Source organism: Leifsonia sp. RCC_180 (genome assembly GCF_058138205.1).
In genome coordinates this window covers 3794071-3814912 of record NZ_CP200340.1, presented here as the reverse complement: position 1 = coordinate 3814912, position 20842 = coordinate 3794071, and the positions used below count along the sequence as shown (strand labels likewise).

The window sequence follows — 20842 nt, the reverse complement described above, 5'->3', positions numbered from 1 at the left end:
CAGCGGGGCGGCGGCCCGGTCACTGGGGTGTCAGGCCGTGAGGCCTGATGGGCTATTGATAAGGCCCACAGACCTGATATGCTGTAAATCAGGGCTCAGGGCCTGATGCGAGGAGGAACCATGTTCGTCATCACCGCCGACCAGGTGGACAGCAGACGGCGCGCCGACATCGTCGCCCCGGCGCTCGAAACGATCGGAGACCGCTTCTCCGCACACCTCGCCCTGCCGCCGGACCGCAACGCCGGCGACGAGCTCCAGGCCCTCACGGCAGACGCGGCCACTGCTCTGGAGCTCATCCTCACCCTGACCCGGGAGGGCGCCTGGAGCGTCGGGCTGGGCCTCGGCGAGGTCCGCCTCCCCCTTCCCGAGAACACCCGGGAGGCGACGGGCGACGCCTTCGTGGCGGCGCGGACGGCCGTCGGCCGAGCCAAGCGCGCCCCGGCGCGGTTCGCCGTCGAAGCACTCCGGGCCGAGGAGCCGGCGGCGGATGTGGAGGCCCTGCTCACCCTGCTGCTGACGCTCCGCGAGGGCCGGACCGCCGCCGGCTGGGAGCTCTTCGACCTCGTCTCCTCCGGTCTCACCCAGGCGGAAGCCGGCGCGCGACTCGGCATCACCCCGCAGTCGGCCAGCGACCGGGCCCGCGCCGCCGGCCTCCGTGTCGAGCTCGCCGCCATCCCGGCCCTGACTAGGCTGTTGGCACGCGCGGACGCCGCACAGGCTGACGCGCCGGACGCACGAGACGCACCACAGGCACCAGACGCACGAGACGCACAGGAGAACGCATGACGACGTGGCCGCCGACCCCCGTGCTGCTCAGCCAGCTCGCTCCTCACGCGCTGTGGGTGCTCGCCCTGCTCCTCCTGATCGCGGCGCTCGGCTGCATCGTGGCCACACTGCGGACACCGCGCCGCCCGCTCGTCTATTGCGCCACCGGGCTGCTGGCCGCGACGCTCGTCGTGGTGCTGATCCCGGCGCAGCATGCCCCGTTCGCCCTCCGGCTCCTGATCGGTCTCGCCGCGCTGGCCCTCGCGGTGTTGGGCGGCTGGCCGGTGTCGCAACTGGTGCTCGCCCTGGCGACCCGCAGCACCACCGAGCCGAGCGCTCACGGCGGCATCCTGGTGCGGGCGATGACGCCGGAGGGCGGCACGACGACGCGCGAGGTGCTGCGCGGCGGAACCACCATCGGCCTGCTGGAACGTCTGGCCGCGGCGGGCACGATCATGGCCGGCTTCCCGGAGGGCCTCGCGGTGCTGATCGCGATCAAAGGCGTCGGACGCTTCACCGAGCTGGAGGAGGCCGAGGCACGTGAGCGCTTCATCATCGGCACCCTGACGAGCATCATCTGGGCGTGCCTCTGCGCGGGCGTCTTCCGCATCGTCGCCGGCTGAGGGCGGCACCGGCGTCCGGCCGGACGCGTCAGTCGTGCGATTTCGGGTGCCGCTTGTACGGCGACACAGTCGGGTCGCCGGGCAGCCAGTAGCGCCACGGGAACTCGAGGCCTCCGCCGGCACCGGACACCCCGGTCCGCGGCCCGGTCTCGTACACCGCTTGCTCTCGAGGCAGCAGCAACTCGAAGGGCGGGCTGAACACGTCGGCGCCGTCGTCGGCAAGACTCATCCCCGCCGCCACGACCAGTCGCGCCGGCCCGCGCGCGAGATCGCGGTGAGGGATGCGGCGCCCGCTCGCTCCGACGCGCCGCGCCTCGGCGAGGTCCTCCCCCTCGATCACCTCGGCCGCCCGCAGCAGCACCGCGGTCGCCTGACCCTCGGGTGAGCAGACGATGTTGGCGCACACGTGCATCCCGTAGGTGAAGTACGCGTACAGGTGACCGGGTGGCCCGTACATGACCGCATTGCGCTTGGTGCGACCGCGGAAGGCGTGCGAACCGGGGTCGAGGCCGTCGCCGATGTACGCCTCCACCTCGGTGATCCGCAGCGCGACCGCGCCGTCCGGCGAGTCGTGCCGCAGGACCGCCCCGAGGAGGCGCGGGGCGACCTCCAGCGACGACGCCAGGAACTCGTCGCGCTCAGGACGGTACAGGGTCACGTCAGAAGATCCGGCCGCCCGCGGCCACCGCGACGATGAGGCCGACCGCGATCACAGCGATGGCGACCACGACGACGACCGTGATGATCCAGGGGCGTTTCCGCTCGGGTTCGAATCGTGCCATCAGACGAGGTCCCTCCGGGATGCGCGGAGCGCGAGCGCCGCCTTGCGGACATGGTCGGTGAGCGCGGCGAGCTGCTCGGCGACGCGGTCGGGAGCGGTTCCGCCGACGCCGTCGCGGCTGGCGACCGAGCCCTCCACCGAGAGCACGGACCGCACCTCGGGGGTCAGCAGCGGCGAGATGGCGGCGAGCTGCTCGTCGTCGACCTCGTGCAGTTCCAGCCCGTTCTCCTCAGCGAAGCGGACCAGGCTTCCGCTGAGCTCGTGCGCGGTCCGGAACGGGACGTGCTGCTTGACCAGCCACTCCGCGACGTCGGTCGCGAGCGAGAACCCCTGCGGCGCCAGCTCCGCCATCCGGTCGGTGTGGAACCGCAGCGTCGCAACCATCCCGGTGAAGGCCGGCAGCACGGTCTCCAGGGTGCGGACGGAGTCGAAGACCGGCTCCTTGTCCTCCTGGAGGTCGCGGTTGTATGCGAGCGGAAGGCCCTTCAGCGTGGTGAGCAGCCCGGTCGCATTGCCGATGAGCCGGCCCGCCTTGCCGCGCGCCAGTTCCGCGATGTCGGGATTCTTCTTCTGCGGCATGATGGACGACCCGGTCGAGTAGCCGTCGTCAAGCGTGACGAAACCGAACTCGCGGGTGTTCCAGATGATGATCTCCTCGGCGAAGCGCGACAGGTCGACGCCGATCTGGGCAGCGACGAACGCGAACTCGGCCACCACATCCCGTGCGGCCGTGCCGTCGATCGAGTTCTCGGAGCTGCGTGCGAAGCCCAGCTCGCGCGCGACGAGCAGCGGGTCGAGGCCGAGGGTCGAGCCGGCGAGCGCGCCCGACCCGTAGGGCGACACGTCGGCGCGGCGGTCCCAGTCGGCCAGCCGTTCCAGATCGCGGACCAGCGGCCAGCAGTGCGCGAGCAGGTGGTGCGCGAGGAGCACCGGCTGGGCGTGCTGGAGGTGCGTGCGTCCGGGCAGGATGGCGGCGGGATGCGCGTCCGCCTGGGAGGCGATGGCGTCCACCAGCGCGATCAGCTGTTCGGCGATGATCCCGGCGTGGTCGCGCAGGTAGAGCCGGATCAGCGTGGCGATCTGATCGTTTCGGCTCCGACCGGCCCGCAGCTTGCCGCCGACGTCCGCGCCCGCCCGCTCGATGAGACCTCGCTCCAGCGCGCCGTGCACGTCCTCGTCCGACTCGGCCGCGGTGAAGGCGCCGGAGGCGACGTCCCGGTCGAGCTTGTCGAGGGCGGCCAGCATCCCATCCAGCTCTTCGGGGGTCAGGTAGCCGGCTGAAGCCAGCGCACGAGCGTGCGCACGCGATCCCGCGATGTCGTAGGAGGCGAGGTCCCAGTCGAAGTGGGTGGACTTGCTGAGGGCCGCGAGTTCCGGCGACGGCCCGCCGGCGAAGCGGCCTCCCCAGAGGGAGCCTTCTCCGGTGTGGCCGACGCCGCCTGTGCCGTTCTGATCGCTCACGCGGCCGCCTCCTCGTTGTGCTGCAGCAGCCAGGCGAGCAGCGCTTTCTGCGCGTGCAGCCGGTTCTCCGCTTCGTCCCAGATGACCGACTGCGGCCCGTCGAGCACCTCAGCGCTGACCTCGTAGCCGCGGTACGCGGGGAGGCAGTGCAGGAAGATCGCGTCGGGGGCGGCGAGTGCCATCAGGCGGGAGTCGACCGTGTAGTCGCCGAAGACGGTCACCCGCTCGGCTTTCTCGTCCTCTTTGCCCATCGAGACCCAGGTGTCGGTGACCATGACGTCTGCCCCGGCGGCGGCTTCGGCCGGATCGGTCAGCACGGCGACCGAGCCGCCGGTCCGCTCGGCGATCGCGCGCGCGTCAGCGACGATCCGCTCGTCGGGCGCGTAGTCCGCCGGCGCGGCGATCCGAACGTGCATGCCCGCCGTCACACCGCCCAGCAGGTAGGAGTGCGCCATGTTGTTGGCTCCATCGCCGAAGTAGCTCATGGTGAGCCCCTCGGTGTGGCCCTTGTGCTCCTGGACGGTCAGCAGGTCCGCGAGGATCTGGCACGGGTGGAAGTCGTCCGACAGTGCGTTGACGACCGGGACGCGCGTCCCCGCCGCCAGCTCCTCCAGACCGGACTGGGCGTAGGTGCGCCAGACGATCGCGGCGACCATCCGCTCCAGCACGCGCGCGGTGTCCGCGAGCGACTCCTTGCCGCCGAGCTGGCTCTCGCCGCTCTGGATGATCAGCGGGCTGCCTCCCAAGTCCGCGATGCCGACGGCGAACGAGACGCGGGTGCGCGTGGAGGTCTTGTCGAAGATCACCGCGACGGTCTGCGGACCGGCGAGCGGCTTCGCCGAGAACCGTTCGCGCTTGAGGTCGGCGGCGAGCGCGAGCACCTCCGCCTGCTCGGCAGGCGAGAGGTCGTCGTCGCGGAGGAAGTGCCGGGTCATGCAGCCCGCCCTTTCAGGTGGATCGAGTGGTGGGATGGGTCGGTCTCAGAGTGCAGCGAGGGCGCGACCGAAACGCTCGCGGAACTCCGCAAGCTCCGAGTCCCCGACGATGAGCGGCGGGGCGAGCCGGATGCTGGACTCGTTGGGCGCATTGATGATCAGCCCGTTGGCGAGGGCGGCGTCCGAGAGGCGGTGCGCCTCGCCGTCCGTCAGTCCGATGCCGATGAGCAGACCGTGCCCGCGGACCTCACCGATGAGCGGCGACCCGAACGAGCGGATGATCGCCTTCAGCTCCTCGCCGCGGCGGGCGGCGTTGCCGACGAGGTCGGAGCGCTCGATCTCCGCGAGCACGGCGTTTCCGGCCGCGGTCGCGAGCGGGTTGCCACCGAAGGTGGAGCCGTGCTGCCCCTGCGTGAAGAGGTCCGAGGCCCAGCCGAAGGTGACGAGCGCGCCGATCGGGATGCCGCCCGCCATGCCCTTCGCGATGGTCACGGCATCGGGCAGGATGCCGTCGCGCTGGTAGGCGAACCACTCGCCGGTGCGACCGACGCCGGTCTGGATCTCATCGATGATGAGCAGAGCGCCGTGCTGTTCGGTGAGCTCGCGCGCCCGCTTCAGGAAGCCGGGCGGGAGGTCGAGCACGCCCGCCTCTCCCTTGATGGGCTCCACGAAGAGCGCGGCGACGTGGTCGTCGATCGCCCCCTCCAGGGCCGCGATAGTGGAGTCGATGTGCTGCACGCCCCCGGGGAGCGGCTCGAACGGCTCGCGCATCGGCGGTTTTCCGGTGAGCGCGAGCGAACCCATCGTGCGGCCGTGGAAGGCGTTGTGCAGGGCGAGCACCCGCTTCCGGTGGCCGTGCGGTCCGCGGTTCAACCGGGCGAGCTTGAAGGCGGCCTCGTTCGCCTCGGCGCCCGAATTGCCGAACAGCACGCGGCCGCGATCGCCCGCGCCGGTGATGGTGCGCAGACGCCCGGCCAGCTCCAGCTGCGGCGCCGTCGAGAAGTAGTTCGAGACGTGCGCGAGGGTGCCCACCTGGGCGCTCACGGCCTCCACGAGGGCAGGATGCGCGTGCCCCAGCGAGTTGACGGCGATGCCGGCCAGGAAGTCGAGGTACTCATTGCCGTCGACATCCCACACCCGGCAGCCTTCGCCGCGGGCCAGCATGACCTTGGGCGTTGCGAGCGTACGCATGATCGCGTCGCCGAACGGTTCTCGCCACGCGCCCTCGCGCCACTGCTCGGCAGGCATCTCCACCTCTGTCGTCATGCCGTTCCGATCCTGGTCCTCGCTCACGCGGGCACCACCTCCGTCCCGATCCCGGACTGCGTGAACACTTCGAGCAGGATCGAGTGCGCCACCCGTCCGTCGATGATCGCCGCCTTCTCCACTCCGCCGTCGACCGCATCCAGGCACGCCGCCATCTTCGGGATCATGCCCGACTCGAGCGACGGGAGCAGCTCCCGCAGTTCGTCGGCGCCGATCTTCGACAGCAGCGAGTCGCGATTCGGCCAGTCGCTGTACAGGCCCGCGACATCGGTGAGGATGACCAGCTTGGCCGCTCCGAGCGCCACCGCGAGCGCGGCAGCAGCCGCGTCGGCGTTGACATTGAGCGCCTGTCCGGCGTCGTCGATGTCCGGTGCGATCGAGGAGACGACCGGGATGCGGCCCGCGGCGAGCTGCGCGTGCACGGCCTCCGGGTCGACGGCGACCACGTCGCCGACGAGCCCCAGGTCGACCTCTTCGCCGTCGATCACGGCTGCGCGCCTGCGGCCCTGGAAGAGCCCGGCATCCTCACCCGAGAGGCCCGCCGCAAGCGGGCCGTGCTTGTTGATGCTGCCGACGATGTCGCGATTGATCTGCCCGGTCAGCACCATGCGCACGACCTCCATCGCCTCCGGCGTTGTGACACGGTAACCCCCGCGGAACTCGGAGTCGATCCCGAGCCGGTCGAGCATCGCCGAGATCTGCGGGCCACCCCCGTGCACGACGACGGGGCGGATGCCGGCGTAGCGGAGGTACACCATGTCCTCGGCAAAGCTGCGCTGAAGCTCCTCGCTCACCATCGCGTTGCCGCCGAACTTCACGACGATGATGCGGTCGTGGAAGGTCTTCAGCCACGGCAGGGACTCGATAAGCGTTGCAGCTTTTGCAGCCGCGGCTTCGTGCTCGGTCATGTCGTCTGTCATCGTCATCAGCTGGCGTAGGCGCTGTTCTCGTGCACGTAGTCGTGCGTGAGGTCGTTGGTGAGAATAGTCGCCGTCTCCTCGCCCGCGTGCAGGTCGATCAGAATGTGGACCGCGCGCGGCGCGAGGTCGACGAGCTCGCGGGGCTGGTCCGGCTCGCCCGAGGTGCACACCTGCACGCCGTTGATGGCGACGTCGATGCCGTACGGGTCGAATTCGGCGTCCGTCGTGCCGACCGCAGCGAGCACGCGGCCCCAGTTGGGATCGTTGCCGAAGATGGCGGCCTTGAACAGGTTGCTGCGAGAGACGGCCCGGCCGACCGTGACCGCGTCGTCCTCGCTCGCCGCGTTGACGACCTCGATCGCGATGTCGTGGGAAGCGCCCTCGGCGTCCGCCTGCAGCTGCTCCGCCAGGTCACGGCACACGGCGGTCAGCGCCTGGGTGAAGTCGGCCTCCGCCGGCTCGACCCCGCTGGCGCCGGACCCGAGCAGCGCGACCGTGTCGTTCGTGGACATGCACCCGTCGGAGTCGAGGCGGTCGAACGTGACCCGGGTCGCGGCGCGGAGGGCCGCATCCAGCTGTTCGGAGGTGAGGACGGCGTCGGTCGTGATGACGACCAGCATGGTCGCAAGGCCCGGCGCCAGCATCCCGGCGCCCTTCGCCATCCCGCCGACCGTCCAACCCTCCGGCGACCGGAAGGCAGCCTCCTTGGGCCGCGTGTCTGTGGTCATGATGGCCTCGGCAGCGCCGAGTCCGGCGTCCGTCGCCAGGGCGCCTGCGGCGGTCGCCACTCCCCCGAGCAGCTTGTCGAGCGGCAGCTGATCGCCGATCAGCCCTGTTGAGCAGACCAGCACGTCACCCGCAGACACCGAGAGCTGCTCGGCGACGGCCTCGGCGGTCGCATGCGTCGTCTGGAACCCCTGCGCACCCGTGTAGCAGTTGGCGCCTCCTGAATTCAGAACGATCGCCGAGACGACGCCGTCCTGGATGACCTGCTCGCTCCACAGCACCGGGTTGGCCTTGCAGCGGTTCGTGGTGAAGACGGCGGCCACGGCGTTCAGCGGACCGAGGTTGCGCACGAGCGCCAGGTCGCGCTTCCCGCTCGACTTGAGTCCGGCGACGACACCTGCGGCGGCGAAACCGGAGGCCGCGGTCACGCTCACGACCGTGCTCCCGCCGGGGTGGATGCGGTGCTCGTGCTGATCACGGTGCGACTCCGTTCACGGTGAGGCCTGCCGTCTCGGCGAGTCCGAGGGCGATGTTGACGGACTGGATGGCGGCGCCGGCCGTCCCCTTGTACAGGTTGTCGATCGCGAGCACGGTGACCACGCGGCCGGCTGCCTCGTCGAGCGCGACGCCGATCAGCACGGTGTTCGAGCCCAGCACGTCGGCGGTGCGAGGAACCGTGCCCGCCGGAAGCACCTGAACGAACGGCTCGCCCTCGTACGCCGCCTCCCAGGCGGCCTGCACCTGCTCGGCGGTCACCCCCGGCTTGACCCGTGCGGTCGACGTGGCGAGGATGCCGCGCGACATCGGCACGAGGACCGGCGTGAACGACACGGTCGGGGATGCGGCGCCCGCCTTGCGCAGGTTCTGCTGGATCTCGGGGATGTGCCGGTGCGTGCCGCCGACGGCGTACGGGTTGGCGGAGCCGAGGATCTCGCTGGCCAGGTACATGGTCTTCAGCGACTTGCCGGCGCCAGAGGGGCCGACGGCGAGGACCGCCACGATGTCCTGCTCGTCGATGATGCCTGCCTGGATGCCCGGGGCGAGCGCGAGGGAGACGGCGGAGGCGTTGCAGCCGGGCGCGGCGATGCGCCGTGCGCCGACGAGGCGGTCGCGCTGCTTGGCGACGGTGCCAGCGGCGCCAGCGGCGCCAGCGCCGTCGCCCGAGGGCAGCTCCGGCACCCCGTACGCCCACGCGCCGAAGTACTCGCCGCCGTAGAAGGCACCCCAGTCGGCCGAATCCTTCAGGCGGTGGTCGGCACCGCAGTCGACGACCACGGTGTCCTCCGGCAGTAGCGCGGCGATCTCGCCGGAGGTGCCGTGCGGGAGCGCCAGGAAGACCACATCGTGGCCGGCCAGCGTCTCCGCGGTGGTGTCCTGCAGAGTGAGGTGCGCGAGGGAGCGCAGGTGCGGCTGGTGTGCGATCAGCGGGTGACCGGCGTTCTGGTGCGCGGTGACGGTGCGGACCTCGAAGTCGGGGTGCCCGGCGAGGATGCGCAGCAGTTCACCGCCCGCGTATCCGGAAGCGCCTGCGACGGCGACCGAGAAAGTCATGCTTCTTCCTTTTCGAGTGGACGACGGGAGTCTCGGCGACGGCGACGCCCACGTCGATCCACTTCAGGACCGCCCAGAGCGCCGCCTAGCTTCGGCGGTCGCGCAGGCGTCGGCGCATGGCGCGGGCGGCAAGTGCCGCACGCGTCGAAGCGGTGCGCCGGACGGAAAGCATGATGCAACCCTAGCGCCCCCTCCCCGGCCGCCGCCAAATCCGGCCCCGGCGGTCGACACAGTTGACGCGACACGCCGTCGCACGGAGGGTGCTGGCGGCGTGTCGCGTCAACTGGATGGGCTACTCGCGAATGGTGGCGCCGAAGAGGTCGGCGGCGCGGGCGGCGCCGGACAGCTTCGCCTCGCTCGCCTCGGCTGCGGTGAGGGTGCGGTCGGGGGCACGGAAGCGCAGCGCGAACGTCAGGCTCTTGTGCGTCTCCGGCAGGCCCGGTCCGCGGTAGTCGTCGACCAGGCGGATGTCCTCCAGGAGACCGCTGGCACCCTCGCGGACCGCGCGGAGGACGTCTCCCGCGGGGGCGTCCTCCGGGACGACCAGCGAGAGGTCCTGCGTCGCGGCCGGGAAGCCGGCGATCACGCCCGCCACGATGTCGGCCGGGGCGACCGCGATCAGGGCGTCCAGGTCGAGCTCGAAGACCGCGACGACGCGCGGCAAGTCGAGGTCGTGCGCGAGCGCGGGAAGCAGCTCGCCCGCGTAGCCCACCGGCGTGCCGGAGCCGTCGGCCGCGCGTGCGACCAGCAGTGCCGTGCGACCAGGATGGAGCGCCTGGTGCGACGACTGCTCCGTGTCGATGACCACGCCGACCGCCGCAGCCGTCTGACGCACCATGTCCAGCACGTCGACGAGTCCCGCGGGAACCGCGGGCATCCCGGGCTGCTTCTCGACCGTGTTTCCGGTGACGAGTCCGGCCAGATGACGCGGCTGCGCCGGGATCCCGGCGTTCAGGCCCGCGAGGATGTCGGCGCCGGGAAGCGCCGCACCGGGCGGAAGCGTCGCGCTGCCGATCGAGCCTTCCGACGGACGGAACACCGTGCCCGCCTCGTAGACCCGGAGGTCGACGAGTCCGCGGGCAAGGTTGCGCTTGGCCGCATCCAACAGCCCGGGAAGCAGCGAAGTGCGCAGGTACGGTGCTGTCGCATCCAGGGCGTTGGCCAGGCGGACAGCCGCGACACGACCCGCCTCGGGAGCGCCGAACAGGTCGTTCTGGGCCTCGCTGATGAACGGGAACGACAGCACCTCGGTCGCGCCGTTGTCCGCGAGCATCTGCACCACGGCACGTCGCAGTCGCTGCTCGCGGCTGAGGCCGCGGCCGGGAGGCGCGACAGGCAGGATCGACGGGATGCGATCGTAGCCGACGATGCGCGCGACCTCCTCCGCGAGGTCCGACTTGTCGCGCAGATCCGGCCGCCAGGTCGGCGGCGCGACGAGCAGGCCGTCGGCCGTCTCGGTCACGGTTCCGCCGATCTCGGCAAGGGCACCGCGCACCTCGTCGTCGCTGAAGTCGACGCCGACGAGCGACGCGATGTACCCCTCGGGGAGCCGGATCGCCTCGGCGAGCACAGAGGCGTCGAGCAGCGAACCGAGGTCGTCGGCGTGGCCGCCGGCGAGCTGCTCGAGCAGCTGGACGACGCGTGCCGCCGCCGCGACGGCGACCTGCGGGTCGACACCGCGCTCGAAGCGCTTCGATGCCTCGCTCGGCAGCTTGTGACGGCGCGCCGTGCGCGCGATCGAGACCGGGTCGAAGTTCGCCGCCTCGATGAGGACGTTGCGCGTCTCCTTCCCGATCTCGGTGGAGGCACCGCCCATGACGCCGGCCAGCCCGATGGCGCCGGAGTCGTCGGTGATCACGAGGTCTTCCGGGTCGAGCTTCCGCGTCTGGTCGTCCAGGGTGACCAGGGTCTCCCCCGGGTTCGCCCGGCGGACGACGATACCGCCGGAGAGCTTGTCCAGATCGTAGCCGTGGATCGGCTGCCCGAGTTCCAGCATCACGTAGTTGGTGATGTCGACGATGAGCGAGATGGACCGGATGCCGGCGAGTTTGAGGCGGGCGATCATCCACGCGGGCGTCGGCCGTGAACCATCGACGTCGCGCACGACGCGCGTCACGAAGACGCTGGCCCCGACGCGGCCGCGGATGGGCGCAGCGTCGTCCACGGTCACGCTGAACCCGCTGGGGTGGTCCGGGGCCGCGCTCACCGGCACGGCGTCGGCCGGGTCGCGGAAGGCGGCCCCCGTCGCGTGCGAGTACTCGCGTGCGATCCCGCGGATCGAGAACGCGTACCCGCGGTCGGGAGTGACGTTCACCTCGACGGCGGCGTCGTCCAGGCCGAGCAGGCTCACCGCGTCGGTCCCGACCTCCGGGTCGAGGCCCAGGGTGGCCAGGCGCAGGATGCCGTCGTGCTCCTCCCCGAGGCCCAGCTCGCGCGCCGAGGCGATCATCCCGTCGGAGATGTGGCCGTACGTCTTGCGCGCGGCGATGGGGAACGGACCGGGCAGCACAGCACCAGGCAGGGTGACCACGACCTTGTCGCCCGCGAAGAAGTTGCGGGCGCCGCAGACGATGCCGCGCACGTCGGCGCCGCCGTCGGCCGCGGTCTGACCCTCGGGCGCCACGCGCACCTGGCACCAGCGGATGGTCTTGCCGTTGGTCTGCGGCTCCTCCTCGAACTCGAGCACCTGGCCCACGACGACGGGACCGGAGATCTCGAAGGTGTGGATGTCCTCCTCCTCGAGACCGACGGAGACGAGGGCGGCGTGCACCTCCTCCGGCGTCGTGCCGGGCTCCAGGTCGACGAACTCGCCGAGCCAACTCAGGGGGACGCGCATCAGACCACCATTCCGAACTGCTGGGAGAACCGGACATCGCCTTCGGCCATGTCGCGCATGTCCTTGACGTCGTTGCGGAACATCAGGGCCCGCTCCACGCCCATCCCGAACGCGAAACCCGAGTAGACATCCGGGTCGATGCCCGCGGAGCGCAGGACGTTGGGGTTGACCATGCCGCAGCCGCCCCACTCGATCCAGCGTGCACCGCCCGTGAAGGTGGGATGCCACAGGTCGAGCTCGGCGCTCGGCTCGGTGAAGGGGAAGTAGTTGGGGCGCAGGCGCACCTTCGCCTCGTCGCCGAAGAGCGTCTTCACGAAGTGGTCGAGGGTGCCGCGCAGGTGCGCCATGGTGAGACCCTTGTCGACCGCGATGCCCTCCGTCTGGTGGAACACCGGCAGGTGCGTCGCGTCGAACTCGTCGGTGCGGAACACGCGGCCCGGCGCGATCCGGTAGACCGGGAGCTCGTCGCCGAGCAGGGCACGCAGCTGCACCGGGGACGTGTGGGTGCGGAGCACCAGGTGCGCGTCGGTCGGCTCGACGAAGAACGTGTCCTGCATCGCGCGCGCCGGGTGGTCGGCGTCGAAGTTGAGCGCGTCGAAGTTGTACCACTCGCTCTCCAGCTCCGGGCCTTCTGCGACCTCCCAGCCCATCCCGACGAAGACGTCGGCGATGCGCTCCTGCAGCAGGCTCAGCGGGTGACGGGCGCCGGGCGTCCACCGCGACGGCACCGCCGTCACGTCGATCGTCTCGGCTGTAAGCTGCGCCGCTTCTTCGGCCGCGGCGATCTCGGCTTCCTTGGCCGTGAACGCCTGGTTGACGCGGGCGCGAGCACCGCCGACGAGCCTGCCCGCCGCGGCCTTCTGGTCGCCCGGCAGCGAGCGGATGCCCGCATTGAACCGCGCGAGCGGGGAGCCCTCGGCCGTGTGGTCGTGGCGCACCGCCTTCAGGGCCGCCGAGTCGCCGGCGGCGTCGATCGCGGCGAGGGCCGCGGCGACGGCCGACTCGACCGCGGATTCGGTGATCTCCGTGGAATCTGACACGGTCACCCAGTCTAGTCGGCGCGAGGAGCGCATCCCGGCGCCGGATCCGGGCTGTGGAGAGGCGCCGAGGTGTGGACGACCGGTGTCAGGAGCGCTGGGCGAACGCCGATTCGTAGAGGCACACGGACGCCGCCGTCGCGAGGTTCATGGACTCCGCCTTGCCGTAGATCGGCACGGTCACCACCCGGTCGACGAGTTCGAGCAGTTCGTCGGCGAGACCGTGCGCCTCGTTGCCGAACACCCACGCCGTCGAACGGGCCAGCTCGCCGTCGCGGCGAGCGGAGAGGAGGTCCTCGCCCTTGACGTCCGCGGCCAGCACCTGCAGCCCCGCCGAGTGCGCCCGCCCGACCACATCGGCGAGGTCTGCGCCGACCGCCACCGGCAGGTGGAACAGGGAGCCGGTCGTCGAGCGGACCACCTTCGGGTTGTACAGGTCGACGGTCCTCCCGCTCAGCACCACGGCGTCCGCACCCGCGGAATCGGCGGCGCGGATGATCGTGCCGGCGTTGCCGGGATCGCGCACCTCCTCCAGCACCGCGACCAGGCGAGGCGACCCCGCGAAGATGTCACGGATGGAGGTCGGGAACTGCCGTGCGACCGCGACGAACCCTTGCGGGGTGACGGTGTCGGCCATCGCATCGAGAACGTGCTCGCTGACGTACTCCACATCGATGTCCGCGTCGGCGGCGGCGCGCCCGATCTCCGGGTACCGCTCCAGCGCGGTCGGCGTGACGAACAGATCCACCACCAGTTCCGGGCGGAACGCGAGTGCCTCCTCCACGGCCTGGGGTCCCTCCAACAGGAACAATCCTGTCTCGGCACGGGCGGGGCGTTTGGCGAGCTTGGCGACGGCCCTGACGCGCGGGGAGCGCGGGTTGTCCAGCATGGCACCAGCTTAGGGTGCGGGTGATCCGAACGACCTCGCGTCTCGTGTTAAGAGAAAGCAGATGGAGGTTGAACGATGAGGACGAGCATCAGGATGACGCTGATCGCGGGCGCTGCGGCGGTCGCGCTGGGTCTGGGAACGGCAGCAGCGGTGGCCGCGACCGGTGGCGGCGACGACGGGCCCGGGGTGGTCGAACAGACATCGACTCCTGCTCCGACCGTTGAGGACCGCACCCCGCGGCCGACGCCGAGCGACGTGGCGACACCGCTGACGGTGCCCGGCGTCGGCGACGACCACGGGGTCGACGACCCGGCGACCCACGACCTCGGCGACGACCACGGTTCCGGCGGTCACGGAGCGGACGACTGACTGCTCGCTGCACGCAGAACGGCCCGGCCGACAGAAGTCGACCGGGCCGTTCGTGGTGCGATGCGGGTTACGCGGCAGCGTCCGCCTTCGGGGCCGAGGTGTCGGCCGGAAGCGCCTTCCTGGCGGTCTCGACGAGGGCCGCGAAGGTGGCGGGCTCGGTGATCGCGAGGTCGGCGAGGATGCGACGGTCGACCTCGACGCCCGCCAGGCCCAGGCCCTGGATGAAGCGGTTGTAGGTGAGGCCGTTCGCGCGGCTCGCGGCGTTGATCCGCTGGATCCAGAGACGACGGAAGTCGCCCTTCTTCTGGCGGCGGTCACGGTATGCGTAGACGAGGGAGTGGGTGACCTGCTCCTTGGCCTTGCGGTAGAGGCGCGACCGCTGTCCGCGGTAGCCCTCGGCGCGCTCGAGGATGACCCGACGCTTCTTGTGGGCGTTTACCGCCCTCTTCACTCTTGCCATTAGTCGATTTCCTTAGTGATGAGTCAGTGTCGAGTCGTTACTTGCCGAGCATCCGGCGGATGACCTTGGCGTCCACCTCGGGGACGACCTGGTCCGAGTTCAGTCGACGCTTGCGGCTGGTCGACTTGACCTCGAGGTGGTGGCGCATCCCGGACTGCTGCTTCATGACCTTGCCGCTACCGGTGATCTTGAAGCGCTTCTTGGCGCCGGAGTGGGTCTTCTGCTTGGGCATTACTTCTCCTCGTTCGTCGCCTGGGCGGGCGAACTCTCATCGGACTGAGCAGCGTCGGCTGTCTCAGCAACCTCATCGTGGTCGCGCCCCTGGGCGCGCGCCTTGGATGCGGCACGTACTGCATTGGCCTCGGCCTTGGCCTCGGACTTGTTCTTGAGCGGGCTGATGATCATCACCATGTTGCGGCCGTCGATCGTGGGGTTGGATTCCACGGTGCCGAGCTCCGCCACATCTTCCGCGAAGCGCTGGAGCAGGCGGACGCCCTGATCCGGACGCGACTGCTCGCGGCCGCGGAAGAGGATCATCGCCTTGACCTTGTCGCCGGCCTTCAGGAAGCCTTCGGCGCGCTTGCGCTTGGTCTCGTAGTCGTGCTTGTCGATCTTGAGGCGGAAACGCACCTCTTTGAGGATCGTGTTCGCCTGGTTGCGCCGGGCCTCCTTGGCCTTCTGCGCAGCCTCGTACTTGAACTTGCCGTAGTCCATGATCTTGGCGACCGGCGGCTTGGAGTTGGGCGCGACTTCGACCAGGTCGAGGTCGGCCTCCTGCGCGAGTCGCAGTGCGACCTCGATCTTGACCACGCCGACCTGCTCTCCGCTGGGGCCGACGAGTCGAACCTCGGGGACGCGGATACGGTCATTCGTACGGGGATCGCTGATGTTTTTCTCCTCTGATCAAGCGATGCTGTTCAGCCACGGATCGTCTGGCGACGTTCCGGCGAAAGAGGAGGTTCCACGCACCAACGCGGCCTGCGAACTGTTCTTCGCAAGCCTGGTACCGCACCCTGTCTACCCCCGCGTTCACACGCGGTGGCGGAGTGCAACGACCCGGTAACCTATAAAACGGTCAAGCGCGGGTGGGAGGAATCTCCACTTTCGTACCGGGACAGAAGTCCCGGAGCCTGAACGATTCTAACAGAGGAATGCAGTGAGCGACACATCCTTCGCCTTCGGCGGCCCGGAGCACCACGACGAGGACGTTGCCGAGGCGACGCGCGACATCGCCGAGGTTCCCGCCGTCGAGGTGATCACCACCACCGCGGTGCACCTGATGAGCGCGGCGGCCGTCAAGTGCGGCCTGGCCGACGACCCCGAGCACCAGACCGACCTGGATGAGGCGCGCAAGCTCATCGACGCCTTGGCGGGCCTGGTCACCGCCAGCGCCCAGCACGTGGGCGACCAGCACGCCCGCAGCCTCCGCGACGGCCTGCGCTCCCTGCAGTTGGCCTTCCGCGAGGCGTCTGCGATCCCGGACGAGATCGGCAAGGGGCCCGGCGAGAAGTACACGGGCCCTGTGAGCTGACGATGGCCTTCACGCCGCCTCCCGCGTTCACGACCCGCCCCACGTTGCAGGGCACGTTCGGGATGAGCGCGTCGACGCACTGGCTGGCGACCGCCGCCGCGCAGGCGGTGCTGGAGCGCGGGGGAAACGCGTTCGATGCCGCGGTCGCCGGAGCGTTCGTCCTGCACGTGGTCGAACCGCACCTCAACGGCCCCGGCGGCGACCTGGTCGCGATCTTCGCCACTGCCGACGACCCGACGCCGGTGGTGCTCTCCGGTCAGGGCCCGGCGCCCGCGGCGGCCACCCGCGAGCACTACCTCGCCGAGGGACTCGAGCTCGTCCCCGGGTCGGGCGCTCTCGCGGCGGCGGTCCCCGGCGCGGTGGATGCGTGGCTCCTGCTGCTGAAGGACCATGGCACCTGGGAGCTGGCCGACGTCCTCGCGTTCGCCATCGACTACGCCGAGGGCGGGCATCCCGTGCTGGAACGGGTGTGCGCGACGATCCGCCGAGTCGCGCCGCTCTTCACCGAACACTGGCCGACCTCCGCCGAGCGCTGGATGCCGGACGGGCGCATCCCGGAGCCCGGCGAGCTGGTCGTCGACCCCGCGTACGCGCGGGTCCTGCGGGGCCTGATCGCCGCAGGCGATGCCGCGACCGACCGGGAGCAGCGCATCGAGGCGGCACGCACCGAGTGGGCGACCGGGGCGGTCGCCCAGGCGATCGCCGCCTTCGTGCGCACGCCGCACCGCCACTCCGACGGCGGAGACCACGCCGGTGTGATCGCGGAGGCCGATTTCGCGGCGTACCGCGCCGGGTACGAGGATGCGGTGAGCCTGGAGTTCCGCGGCCACACGATCGCGAAGACCGGCGCCTGGGGGCAGGGCCCAGCGCTGCTCGCGACGCTCGCCATCCTCGACGGGTTCGGGGATGAGCGGCTCGACCCGTCGACCGAGCTCGGCGCCCACACGGTCCTGGAGGCGCAGAAGCTGGCCTACGCCGACCGGGACGCGTACTTCGGCGATGCGGAAGTGCCGCTGGACACCCTCCTCTCCCCCGCCTATGCCGCCGAGCGCCGCGCGCTGATCGGCGACCGCGCCTCGGCGGAGTTCCGCCCGGGCCGCGTGCCGGGGCTCGACCCCTTCTCGCCACCGTTGCGCGTCGAGTACACGTCGCCGTCGGGGTTCGCGAGCGAGGGCGTCGGAGAGCCGACGGTCTCGCGCACCGGCGAGACCCGCGGCGACACCTGCCACATCGACGTCGTCGACCGCTGGGGCAACATCGTCTCGGCGACCCCGTCCGGCGGCTGGCTGCAGTCGTCGCCGACCATCCCCGAGCTCGGTTTCTGCCTCGGCACGCGCCTGCAGATGACGTGGCTCGAAGAGGGCGGCGCCTCCACCCTCGTGCCGGGCCGACGTCCGCGCACGACCCTGACGCCCACGATCGTGCTGCGCGACGGCGTGCCGGTCACGGCGCTCGGTTCGCCCGGTGGCGACCAGCAGGACCAGTGGCAGCTGCTCTACCTGCTGCGCACGATCGTCGGGGGCTACACCCCGCAGCAGGCGATCGACGCGCCGGCGCTGCACACCACCTCCATCGCGGAGTCGTTCTGGCCGCGCACCTGGGAGCCGGCGGGCGCCGTCGTCGAGGACCGCCTCGGCGAGGACGTCATCGCGGGTCTCGAGGCGCGCGGGCACCGCGTGACGCGCGCCGGCGAGTGGACGCTGGGAAGACTCAGCTCCGTCGGCCGCGACCCGCGAACGGGCCTGCTCTCGGCCGGGGCGAACCCGCGCGGGATGCAGGGGTACGCCGCCGGGCGCTGACGGGCGCCCGACGGTCAGGCCGTCGCGTCGACCGCGCGGCGGACGGCCGCGACCGTGCGGCCGGCTTCCTCGGCGTCCGTGAGCCAGTTGCTCACCGAGAACCGCAGCACCGCGCGCCCGTGCCAGACCGACGGCGAGGCGAGCGCCCGTCCGTCGGCCAGCAGCGCCCGACCGACCGCTCGGGTGCGGTCATCGGTCCCGAACGCCGCGCACACCTGGGTGTAGACGACGTCGTTGAGCACCTCGGCCCCGGGGATGCCGCGGATCCGGTCCGCGATCACGGTCGCGGAGTCCGCCAGCCGCTGCACCAGCCCGGCCACGCCCTCCCGTCCGAGCTGCGCCAATGTCGCGTAGACGGGCACGCCGCGGGCCCGGCGCGAGAGCTCGAGCACCCGGTCGGCCGGGTCGGCCACGTCCTCCGACGACGCGAGGTACGCCGCGTGCTGCGCCACGGCCCTGTGAAGCGCCCCGGGGTCCGCGACCGCCGCGATGCCGCAGTCGTACGGGACGTTCAACGTCTTGTGCGCATCCGTCGCCCACGAGTCCGCGCGCTCCACGCCGGCGGTGAGCGCGCGGAGCCTCGGGGCAGCGGCGGCCCAGAGTCCGAACGCGCCGTCCACGTGCACCCAGGCGCCCGCCTCGTGCCCGATGTCCGTGAGCTCCCCCAGCGGGTCGAACGCGCCCGAGTGGATGTTGCCCGCCTGCAGGCAGACGATCGCCGGCCCGCTCCCCTCGGCGAGCGCCGCCCGCAGTGCGTCGGGACGCATCCTGCCCTGATCGTCGGCGTCGATCACGCGGCCACGCCCGAGTCCGGCCACGAGGCCCGAGCTGTCCACCGAGCCGTGACGCTCGGCACCCACCAGGAAGCGGATGCGCGGACCACCCGCGAGCCCCTGCTCGGCCGGATCCCAGCCCGCGCGCCGGAGTACTTCATCTCTCGCGGCCACCAGGCCGACCAGGCTGGCGACCGTGGCGCCCGTCACGAACCCGATCTCGGTCGTGGCCGGCAGGCCGAGCAACTCGGCCAGCCAGTGGGCGGCCAGCTCTTCGGCGGCGACGACACCCGGCGTCACTGAGCGGAGTCCGGTGTTCTGGTCCCACGCCGACACCAGCCAGTCCGCACCGAGCGACACCGGCTGGGCGCCACCCATCACCCAGCCGTGGAAGCGCGGCGAGCCGATCCGCATGAGCCCCGGCTCGATCGCCTCCGCCATCCGGCGCAGCACCTCCGGCGCCGCCGGTCCGCGCTCGGGAAGGTCGCGGCCCAGCGCATCCTTGACCTGCTCCACGTCGGCGGTGGGCGGGATGGGCCCCTCGCGCACGCCGACGAGCCAGCGTCCCGCGATTTCGACGGCTTCGTCGAGGGCAGGGCTGAACGCATCCTGATCGCTCACACGCGCATGCTAGCGGCCACCCGGGTGCTCGTGGCAGCCGGGTTTCAGGCGCATCCTCAGAGCATCACCAGACGGGCGGGCGACGCTCCGACCAGCGGATGCGCCGTTCCAGTTGCGTGGCGAGCGACAGCAGCGTGCGTTCTCCGCCCGGCCGGCCGATCAGCTGCACGCCCATCGGCAGGCCATCTTCCGTCTGCGACACCGGCAGCACGATCGCCGGGAGGCCGGTGACATTGAGCATCGAGGTGAAGGGCGTGTACTGCACCTGCTGCTCGAAGTTGCGCTCACCGTCCTCCTGGTCGTACCAGCCGATGGGTCGCGGTGTCAGCGCCATCGCCGGCGTGAGCACGGCGTCGTACGACGACAGCTGAGCGATGAACGATCGCTCGTACGCCGTCAACGTCGACAACGCCTCGCTCAGCTCACGGGCGCTGAGGGCGCGGCCGCGCTCCACCAGCCAGGCGGTCAGCGGTTCGAGCAGATCGAGCACCTCGCCCTCGGCCGGGATGCGCGCAGCGCCGGCCTGCCAGATCGTCCGGAACGCGGGCGCGTACGTGTCGTCCGGAACGAGAGCCGTCTCCTCCACTCCGTGACCCATCGACGAGAAGGCGTCGACGGCCGCGGCGAGCGCGTCCAGCGCCTCGGTCGAGAGGGTGATGTCGTAGGCGCCGTCCCAGGCGGAGGTCGTCATCACGCCCAGCTGGAAGCGGCCCTCGCCCCGCACCGCCGTTCCGAGGAAGGGACCGTCGTCGTCGTAGGGGGCGCGGAGCGTGTAGTGGTGGTCGATGCGTCCGTTCCGCTTGGCGATCATCCCGTCGAGCAGCAGGGCGGCATCCGTCGTCGTGCGGGCGATGGGACCGTCGACGACGAGGCCCGCCAGCGAGGCGATCCCGCTGCCCGCCGGCACGAGGCCGCGCGACGGCTTCAGCCCGACCAGTCCGCACGCGGCGGCCGGGATGCGGACGGATCCCCCGCCGTCCGATCCGGGGGCGAAGGGCAGCATCCCGGACGCCACGGCGACCGCAGCACCGCCGCTCGATCCGCCGGCGCCTCGCTCCGGATTCCACGGGTTGCGGGCGGGCGGAGCCGCCAGCGACTCGGTGTAGGCGGGCAGCCCGAACTCGGGCGCGTTGGTCTTGCCGAGGCTGACGGCTCCGGCGTCGTCCAGCGTCTCGACGATCTCGTCGCTCGTCTCCGGCACGAACCCGGCCATCGCGCGCGACCCGAATCCGGTCGGGACGCCTGCGCGCATCCAGAGGTCCTTGTCGCCCGAGGGCAGCCCCCACAGTGGAGCCGTCTTCGGGACGGCGTCGGCGACGTGGTCTGCTCTCTCCAGCGCGCGGTCCCGGGTGACCGTGACGAACGCCCCCAGCTGCGGGTTGAGGCGCTCGATCCTGTCGAGGTAGTGGGATGCGAGCTCCTGGGGCGAGACTCGCCCCGACTGGAGCTCCTGCCAGAGTTCGAGCGCTGTCAGCTCGTGGAGGTCGGCCATGGGGCCA

General features: G+C 71.1%; 21 protein-coding genes. 5 read left to right on the top strand and 16 right to left on the bottom strand.

Annotation, left to right across the window (positions count from 1 at the left end; translation table 11 throughout):
- Window positions 1-120 precede the first annotated feature (120 nt).
- Both AB7E03_RS18695 and AB7E03_RS18690 read left to right on the top strand, forming a co-directional pair.
- Window positions 121-786 (top strand): DNA-binding protein, encoded by a 666-nt coding sequence (locus tag AB7E03_RS18695; RefSeq protein ID WP_489942799.1) that lies wholly within the window; start codon window positions 121-123, stop codon window positions 784-786.
- Complete coding sequence (locus AB7E03_RS18690) at window positions 783-1388, top strand: hypothetical protein (RefSeq protein ID WP_489942798.1); 606 nt, start codon at window positions 783-785, stop codon at window positions 1386-1388. Before AB7E03_RS18695 ends, AB7E03_RS18690 begins: the two co-directional genes overlap by 4 nt.
- A 28-nt stretch (window positions 1389-1416) precedes the next feature.
- Here the strand turns inward: AB7E03_RS18690 and AB7E03_RS18685 are convergent, their stop codons facing one another.
- The 11 genes from AB7E03_RS18685 to AB7E03_RS18635 form a co-directional block, all read right to left on the bottom strand.
- The gene (locus AB7E03_RS18685) at window positions 1417-2046 is read right to left on the bottom strand and encodes a DNA-3-methyladenine glycosylase (protein WP_489942797.1); all 630 of its coding nucleotides are present in this window, start codon (window positions 2044-2046) and stop codon (window positions 1417-1419) included.
- A gap of 1 nt (window position 2047) precedes the next feature.
- Window positions 2048-2170: a hypothetical protein gene (locus AB7E03_RS18680; RefSeq protein WP_441783950.1), complete on the bottom strand. Its 123-nt coding sequence runs from the start codon at window positions 2168-2170 to the stop codon at window positions 2048-2050.
- Window positions 2170-3630, bottom strand: a complete 1461-nt coding sequence (argH, locus tag AB7E03_RS18675; protein ID WP_489942796.1) for an argininosuccinate lyase — start codon at window positions 3628-3630, stop codon at window positions 2170-2172. Before argH ends, AB7E03_RS18680 begins: the two co-directional genes overlap by 1 nt.
- The gene (gene argF / locus AB7E03_RS18670) at window positions 3627-4565 is read right to left on the bottom strand and encodes an ornithine carbamoyltransferase (protein ID WP_489942795.1); all 939 of its coding nucleotides are present in this window, start codon (window positions 4563-4565) and stop codon (window positions 3627-3629) included. Before argF ends, argH begins: the two co-directional genes overlap by 4 nt.
- Before the next feature lie 45 nt (window positions 4566-4610).
- Window positions 4611-5831, bottom strand: a complete 1221-nt coding sequence (locus AB7E03_RS18665) for an acetylornithine transaminase (protein ID WP_489942794.1) — start codon at window positions 5829-5831, stop codon at window positions 4611-4613.
- Window positions 5832-5854: 23 nt separating this feature from the next.
- Window positions 5855-6757: an acetylglutamate kinase gene (gene argB, locus AB7E03_RS18660; RefSeq protein WP_489942793.1), complete on the bottom strand. Its 903-nt coding sequence runs from the start codon at window positions 6755-6757 to the stop codon at window positions 5855-5857.
- On the bottom strand, window positions 6757-7911 hold the full coding sequence (argJ, locus tag AB7E03_RS18655) for a bifunctional glutamate N-acetyltransferase/amino-acid acetyltransferase ArgJ (protein ID WP_489942792.1): 1155 nt from the start codon (window positions 7909-7911) through the stop codon (window positions 6757-6759). The genes argB and argJ overlap by 1 nt, the downstream gene beginning before the upstream one ends.
- A 40-nt stretch (window positions 7912-7951) precedes the next feature.
- Window positions 7952-9028 carry an N-acetyl-gamma-glutamyl-phosphate reductase gene (argC, locus tag AB7E03_RS18650; protein ID WP_489942791.1) on the bottom strand — a complete coding sequence of 359 codons (1077 nt, stop codon included), beginning with the start codon at window positions 9026-9028 and terminating at the stop codon, window positions 7952-7954.
- A gap of 292 nt (window positions 9029-9320) precedes the next feature.
- A complete protein-coding gene (gene pheT / locus AB7E03_RS18645) occupies window positions 9321-11864 on the bottom strand; it encodes a phenylalanine--tRNA ligase subunit beta (protein ID WP_489942790.1) in 2544 nt (847 codons plus the stop codon).
- A complete protein-coding gene (gene pheS / locus AB7E03_RS18640; protein WP_489942789.1) occupies window positions 11864-12904 on the bottom strand; it encodes a phenylalanine--tRNA ligase subunit alpha in 1041 nt (346 codons plus the stop codon). The genes pheT and pheS overlap by 1 nt, the downstream gene beginning before the upstream one ends.
- A gap of 85 nt (window positions 12905-12989) precedes the next feature.
- On the bottom strand, window positions 12990-13790 hold the full coding sequence (locus tag AB7E03_RS18635) for a TrmH family RNA methyltransferase (protein ID WP_489942788.1): 801 nt from the start codon (window positions 13788-13790) through the stop codon (window positions 12990-12992).
- Window positions 13791-13865: 75 nt separating this feature from the next.
- Between AB7E03_RS18635 and AB7E03_RS18630 the strand changes: the two genes are divergently transcribed.
- Window positions 13866-14159, top strand: a complete 294-nt coding sequence (locus tag AB7E03_RS18630; protein WP_489942787.1) for a hypothetical protein — start codon at window positions 13866-13868, stop codon at window positions 14157-14159.
- A 67-nt stretch (window positions 14160-14226) separates the two neighbouring features.
- Here AB7E03_RS18630 and rplT read toward each other — a convergent pair whose 3' ends face one another.
- The 3 genes from rplT to infC are packed head-to-tail and all read right to left on the bottom strand — an operon-like array spanning window position 14227 to window position 15507.
- Window positions 14227-14619, bottom strand: a complete 393-nt coding sequence (rplT, locus tag AB7E03_RS18625; RefSeq protein WP_410780949.1) for a 50S ribosomal protein L20 — start codon at window positions 14617-14619, stop codon at window positions 14227-14229.
- 37 nt (window positions 14620-14656) lie between these two features.
- Window positions 14657-14851, bottom strand: coding sequence for a 50S ribosomal protein L35 (rpmI, locus tag AB7E03_RS18620; RefSeq protein ID WP_489942786.1), 195 nt, complete (start codon window positions 14849-14851; stop codon window positions 14657-14659).
- Window positions 14851-15507, bottom strand: a complete 657-nt coding sequence (infC, locus tag AB7E03_RS18615; protein WP_489942936.1) for a translation initiation factor IF-3 — start codon at window positions 15505-15507, stop codon at window positions 14851-14853. The genes rpmI and infC overlap by 1 nt, the downstream gene beginning before the upstream one ends.
- Before the next feature lie 268 nt (window positions 15508-15775).
- On the opposite strand from infC, the gene AB7E03_RS18610 reads away from it, so the two are divergent.
- Window positions 15776-16150 (top strand): DUF1844 domain-containing protein, encoded by a 375-nt coding sequence (locus AB7E03_RS18610; protein WP_489942785.1) that lies wholly within the window; start codon window positions 15776-15778, stop codon window positions 16148-16150.
- Window positions 16151-16152: 2 nt separating this feature from the next.
- Window positions 16153-17949 (top strand): gamma-glutamyltransferase family protein, encoded by a 1797-nt coding sequence (locus tag AB7E03_RS18605; protein ID WP_489942784.1) that lies wholly within the window; start codon window positions 16153-16155, stop codon window positions 17947-17949.
- A 14-nt stretch (window positions 17950-17963) separates the two neighbouring features.
- Here the strand turns inward: AB7E03_RS18605 and AB7E03_RS18600 are convergent, their stop codons facing one another.
- Window positions 17964-19343, bottom strand: a complete 1380-nt coding sequence (locus AB7E03_RS18600) for a pyridoxal phosphate-dependent decarboxylase family protein (RefSeq protein ID WP_489942783.1) — start codon at window positions 19341-19343, stop codon at window positions 17964-17966.
- A gap of 64 nt (window positions 19344-19407) precedes the next feature.
- The gene (locus AB7E03_RS18595) at window positions 19408-20835 is read right to left on the bottom strand and encodes an amidase (protein ID WP_489942782.1); all 1428 of its coding nucleotides are present in this window, start codon (window positions 20833-20835) and stop codon (window positions 19408-19410) included.
- Between the last annotated feature and the right edge of the window lie 7 nt (window positions 20836-20842).

Bases quoted from the DNA above. Each gene is read 5' to 3' on its own strand.
- AB7E03_RS18605 (WP_489942784.1), top strand. From the start codon at position 16,153: ATGGCCTTCACGCCGCCTCCCGCGTTCACGACCCGCCCCACGTTGCAG.
- rplT (WP_410780949.1), bottom strand. From the start codon at position 14,619: ATGGCAAGAGTGAAGAGGGCGGTAAACGCCCACAAGAAGCGTCGGGTC.
- argC (WP_489942791.1), bottom strand. From the start codon at position 9,028: ATGACTTTCTCGGTCGCCGTCGCAGGCGCTTCCGGATACGCGGGCGGT.
- pheT (WP_489942790.1), bottom strand. From the start codon at position 11,864: ATGCGCGTCCCCCTGAGTTGGCTCGGCGAGTTCGTCGACCTGGAGCCC.
- AB7E03_RS18680 (WP_441783950.1), bottom strand. From the start codon at position 2,170: ATGGCACGATTCGAACCCGAGCGGAAACGCCCCTGGATCATCACGGTC.
- AB7E03_RS18595 (WP_489942782.1), bottom strand. From the start codon at position 20,835: ATGGCCGACCTCCACGAGCTGACAGCGCTCGAACTCTGGCAGGAGCTC.
- argB (WP_489942793.1), bottom strand. From the start codon at position 6,757: ATGACGATGACAGACGACATGACCGAGCACGAAGCCGCGGCTGCAAAA.
- rpmI (WP_489942786.1), bottom strand. From the start codon at position 14,851: ATGCCCAAGCAGAAGACCCACTCCGGCGCCAAGAAGCGCTTCAAGATC.
- AB7E03_RS18630 (WP_489942787.1), top strand. From the start codon at position 13,866: ATGAGGACGAGCATCAGGATGACGCTGATCGCGGGCGCTGCGGCGGTC.
- AB7E03_RS18635 (WP_489942788.1), bottom strand. From the start codon at position 13,790: ATGCTGGACAACCCGCGCTCCCCGCGCGTCAGGGCCGTCGCCAAGCTC.
- AB7E03_RS18695 (WP_489942799.1), top strand. From the start codon at position 121: ATGTTCGTCATCACCGCCGACCAGGTGGACAGCAGACGGCGCGCCGAC.
- AB7E03_RS18665 (WP_489942794.1), bottom strand. From the start codon at position 5,831: ATGACGACAGAGGTGGAGATGCCTGCCGAGCAGTGGCGCGAGGGCGCG.
- AB7E03_RS18690 (WP_489942798.1), top strand. From the start codon at position 783: ATGACGACGTGGCCGCCGACCCCCGTGCTGCTCAGCCAGCTCGCTCCT.
- argF (WP_489942795.1), bottom strand. From the start codon at position 4,565: ATGACCCGGCACTTCCTCCGCGACGACGACCTCTCGCCTGCCGAGCAG.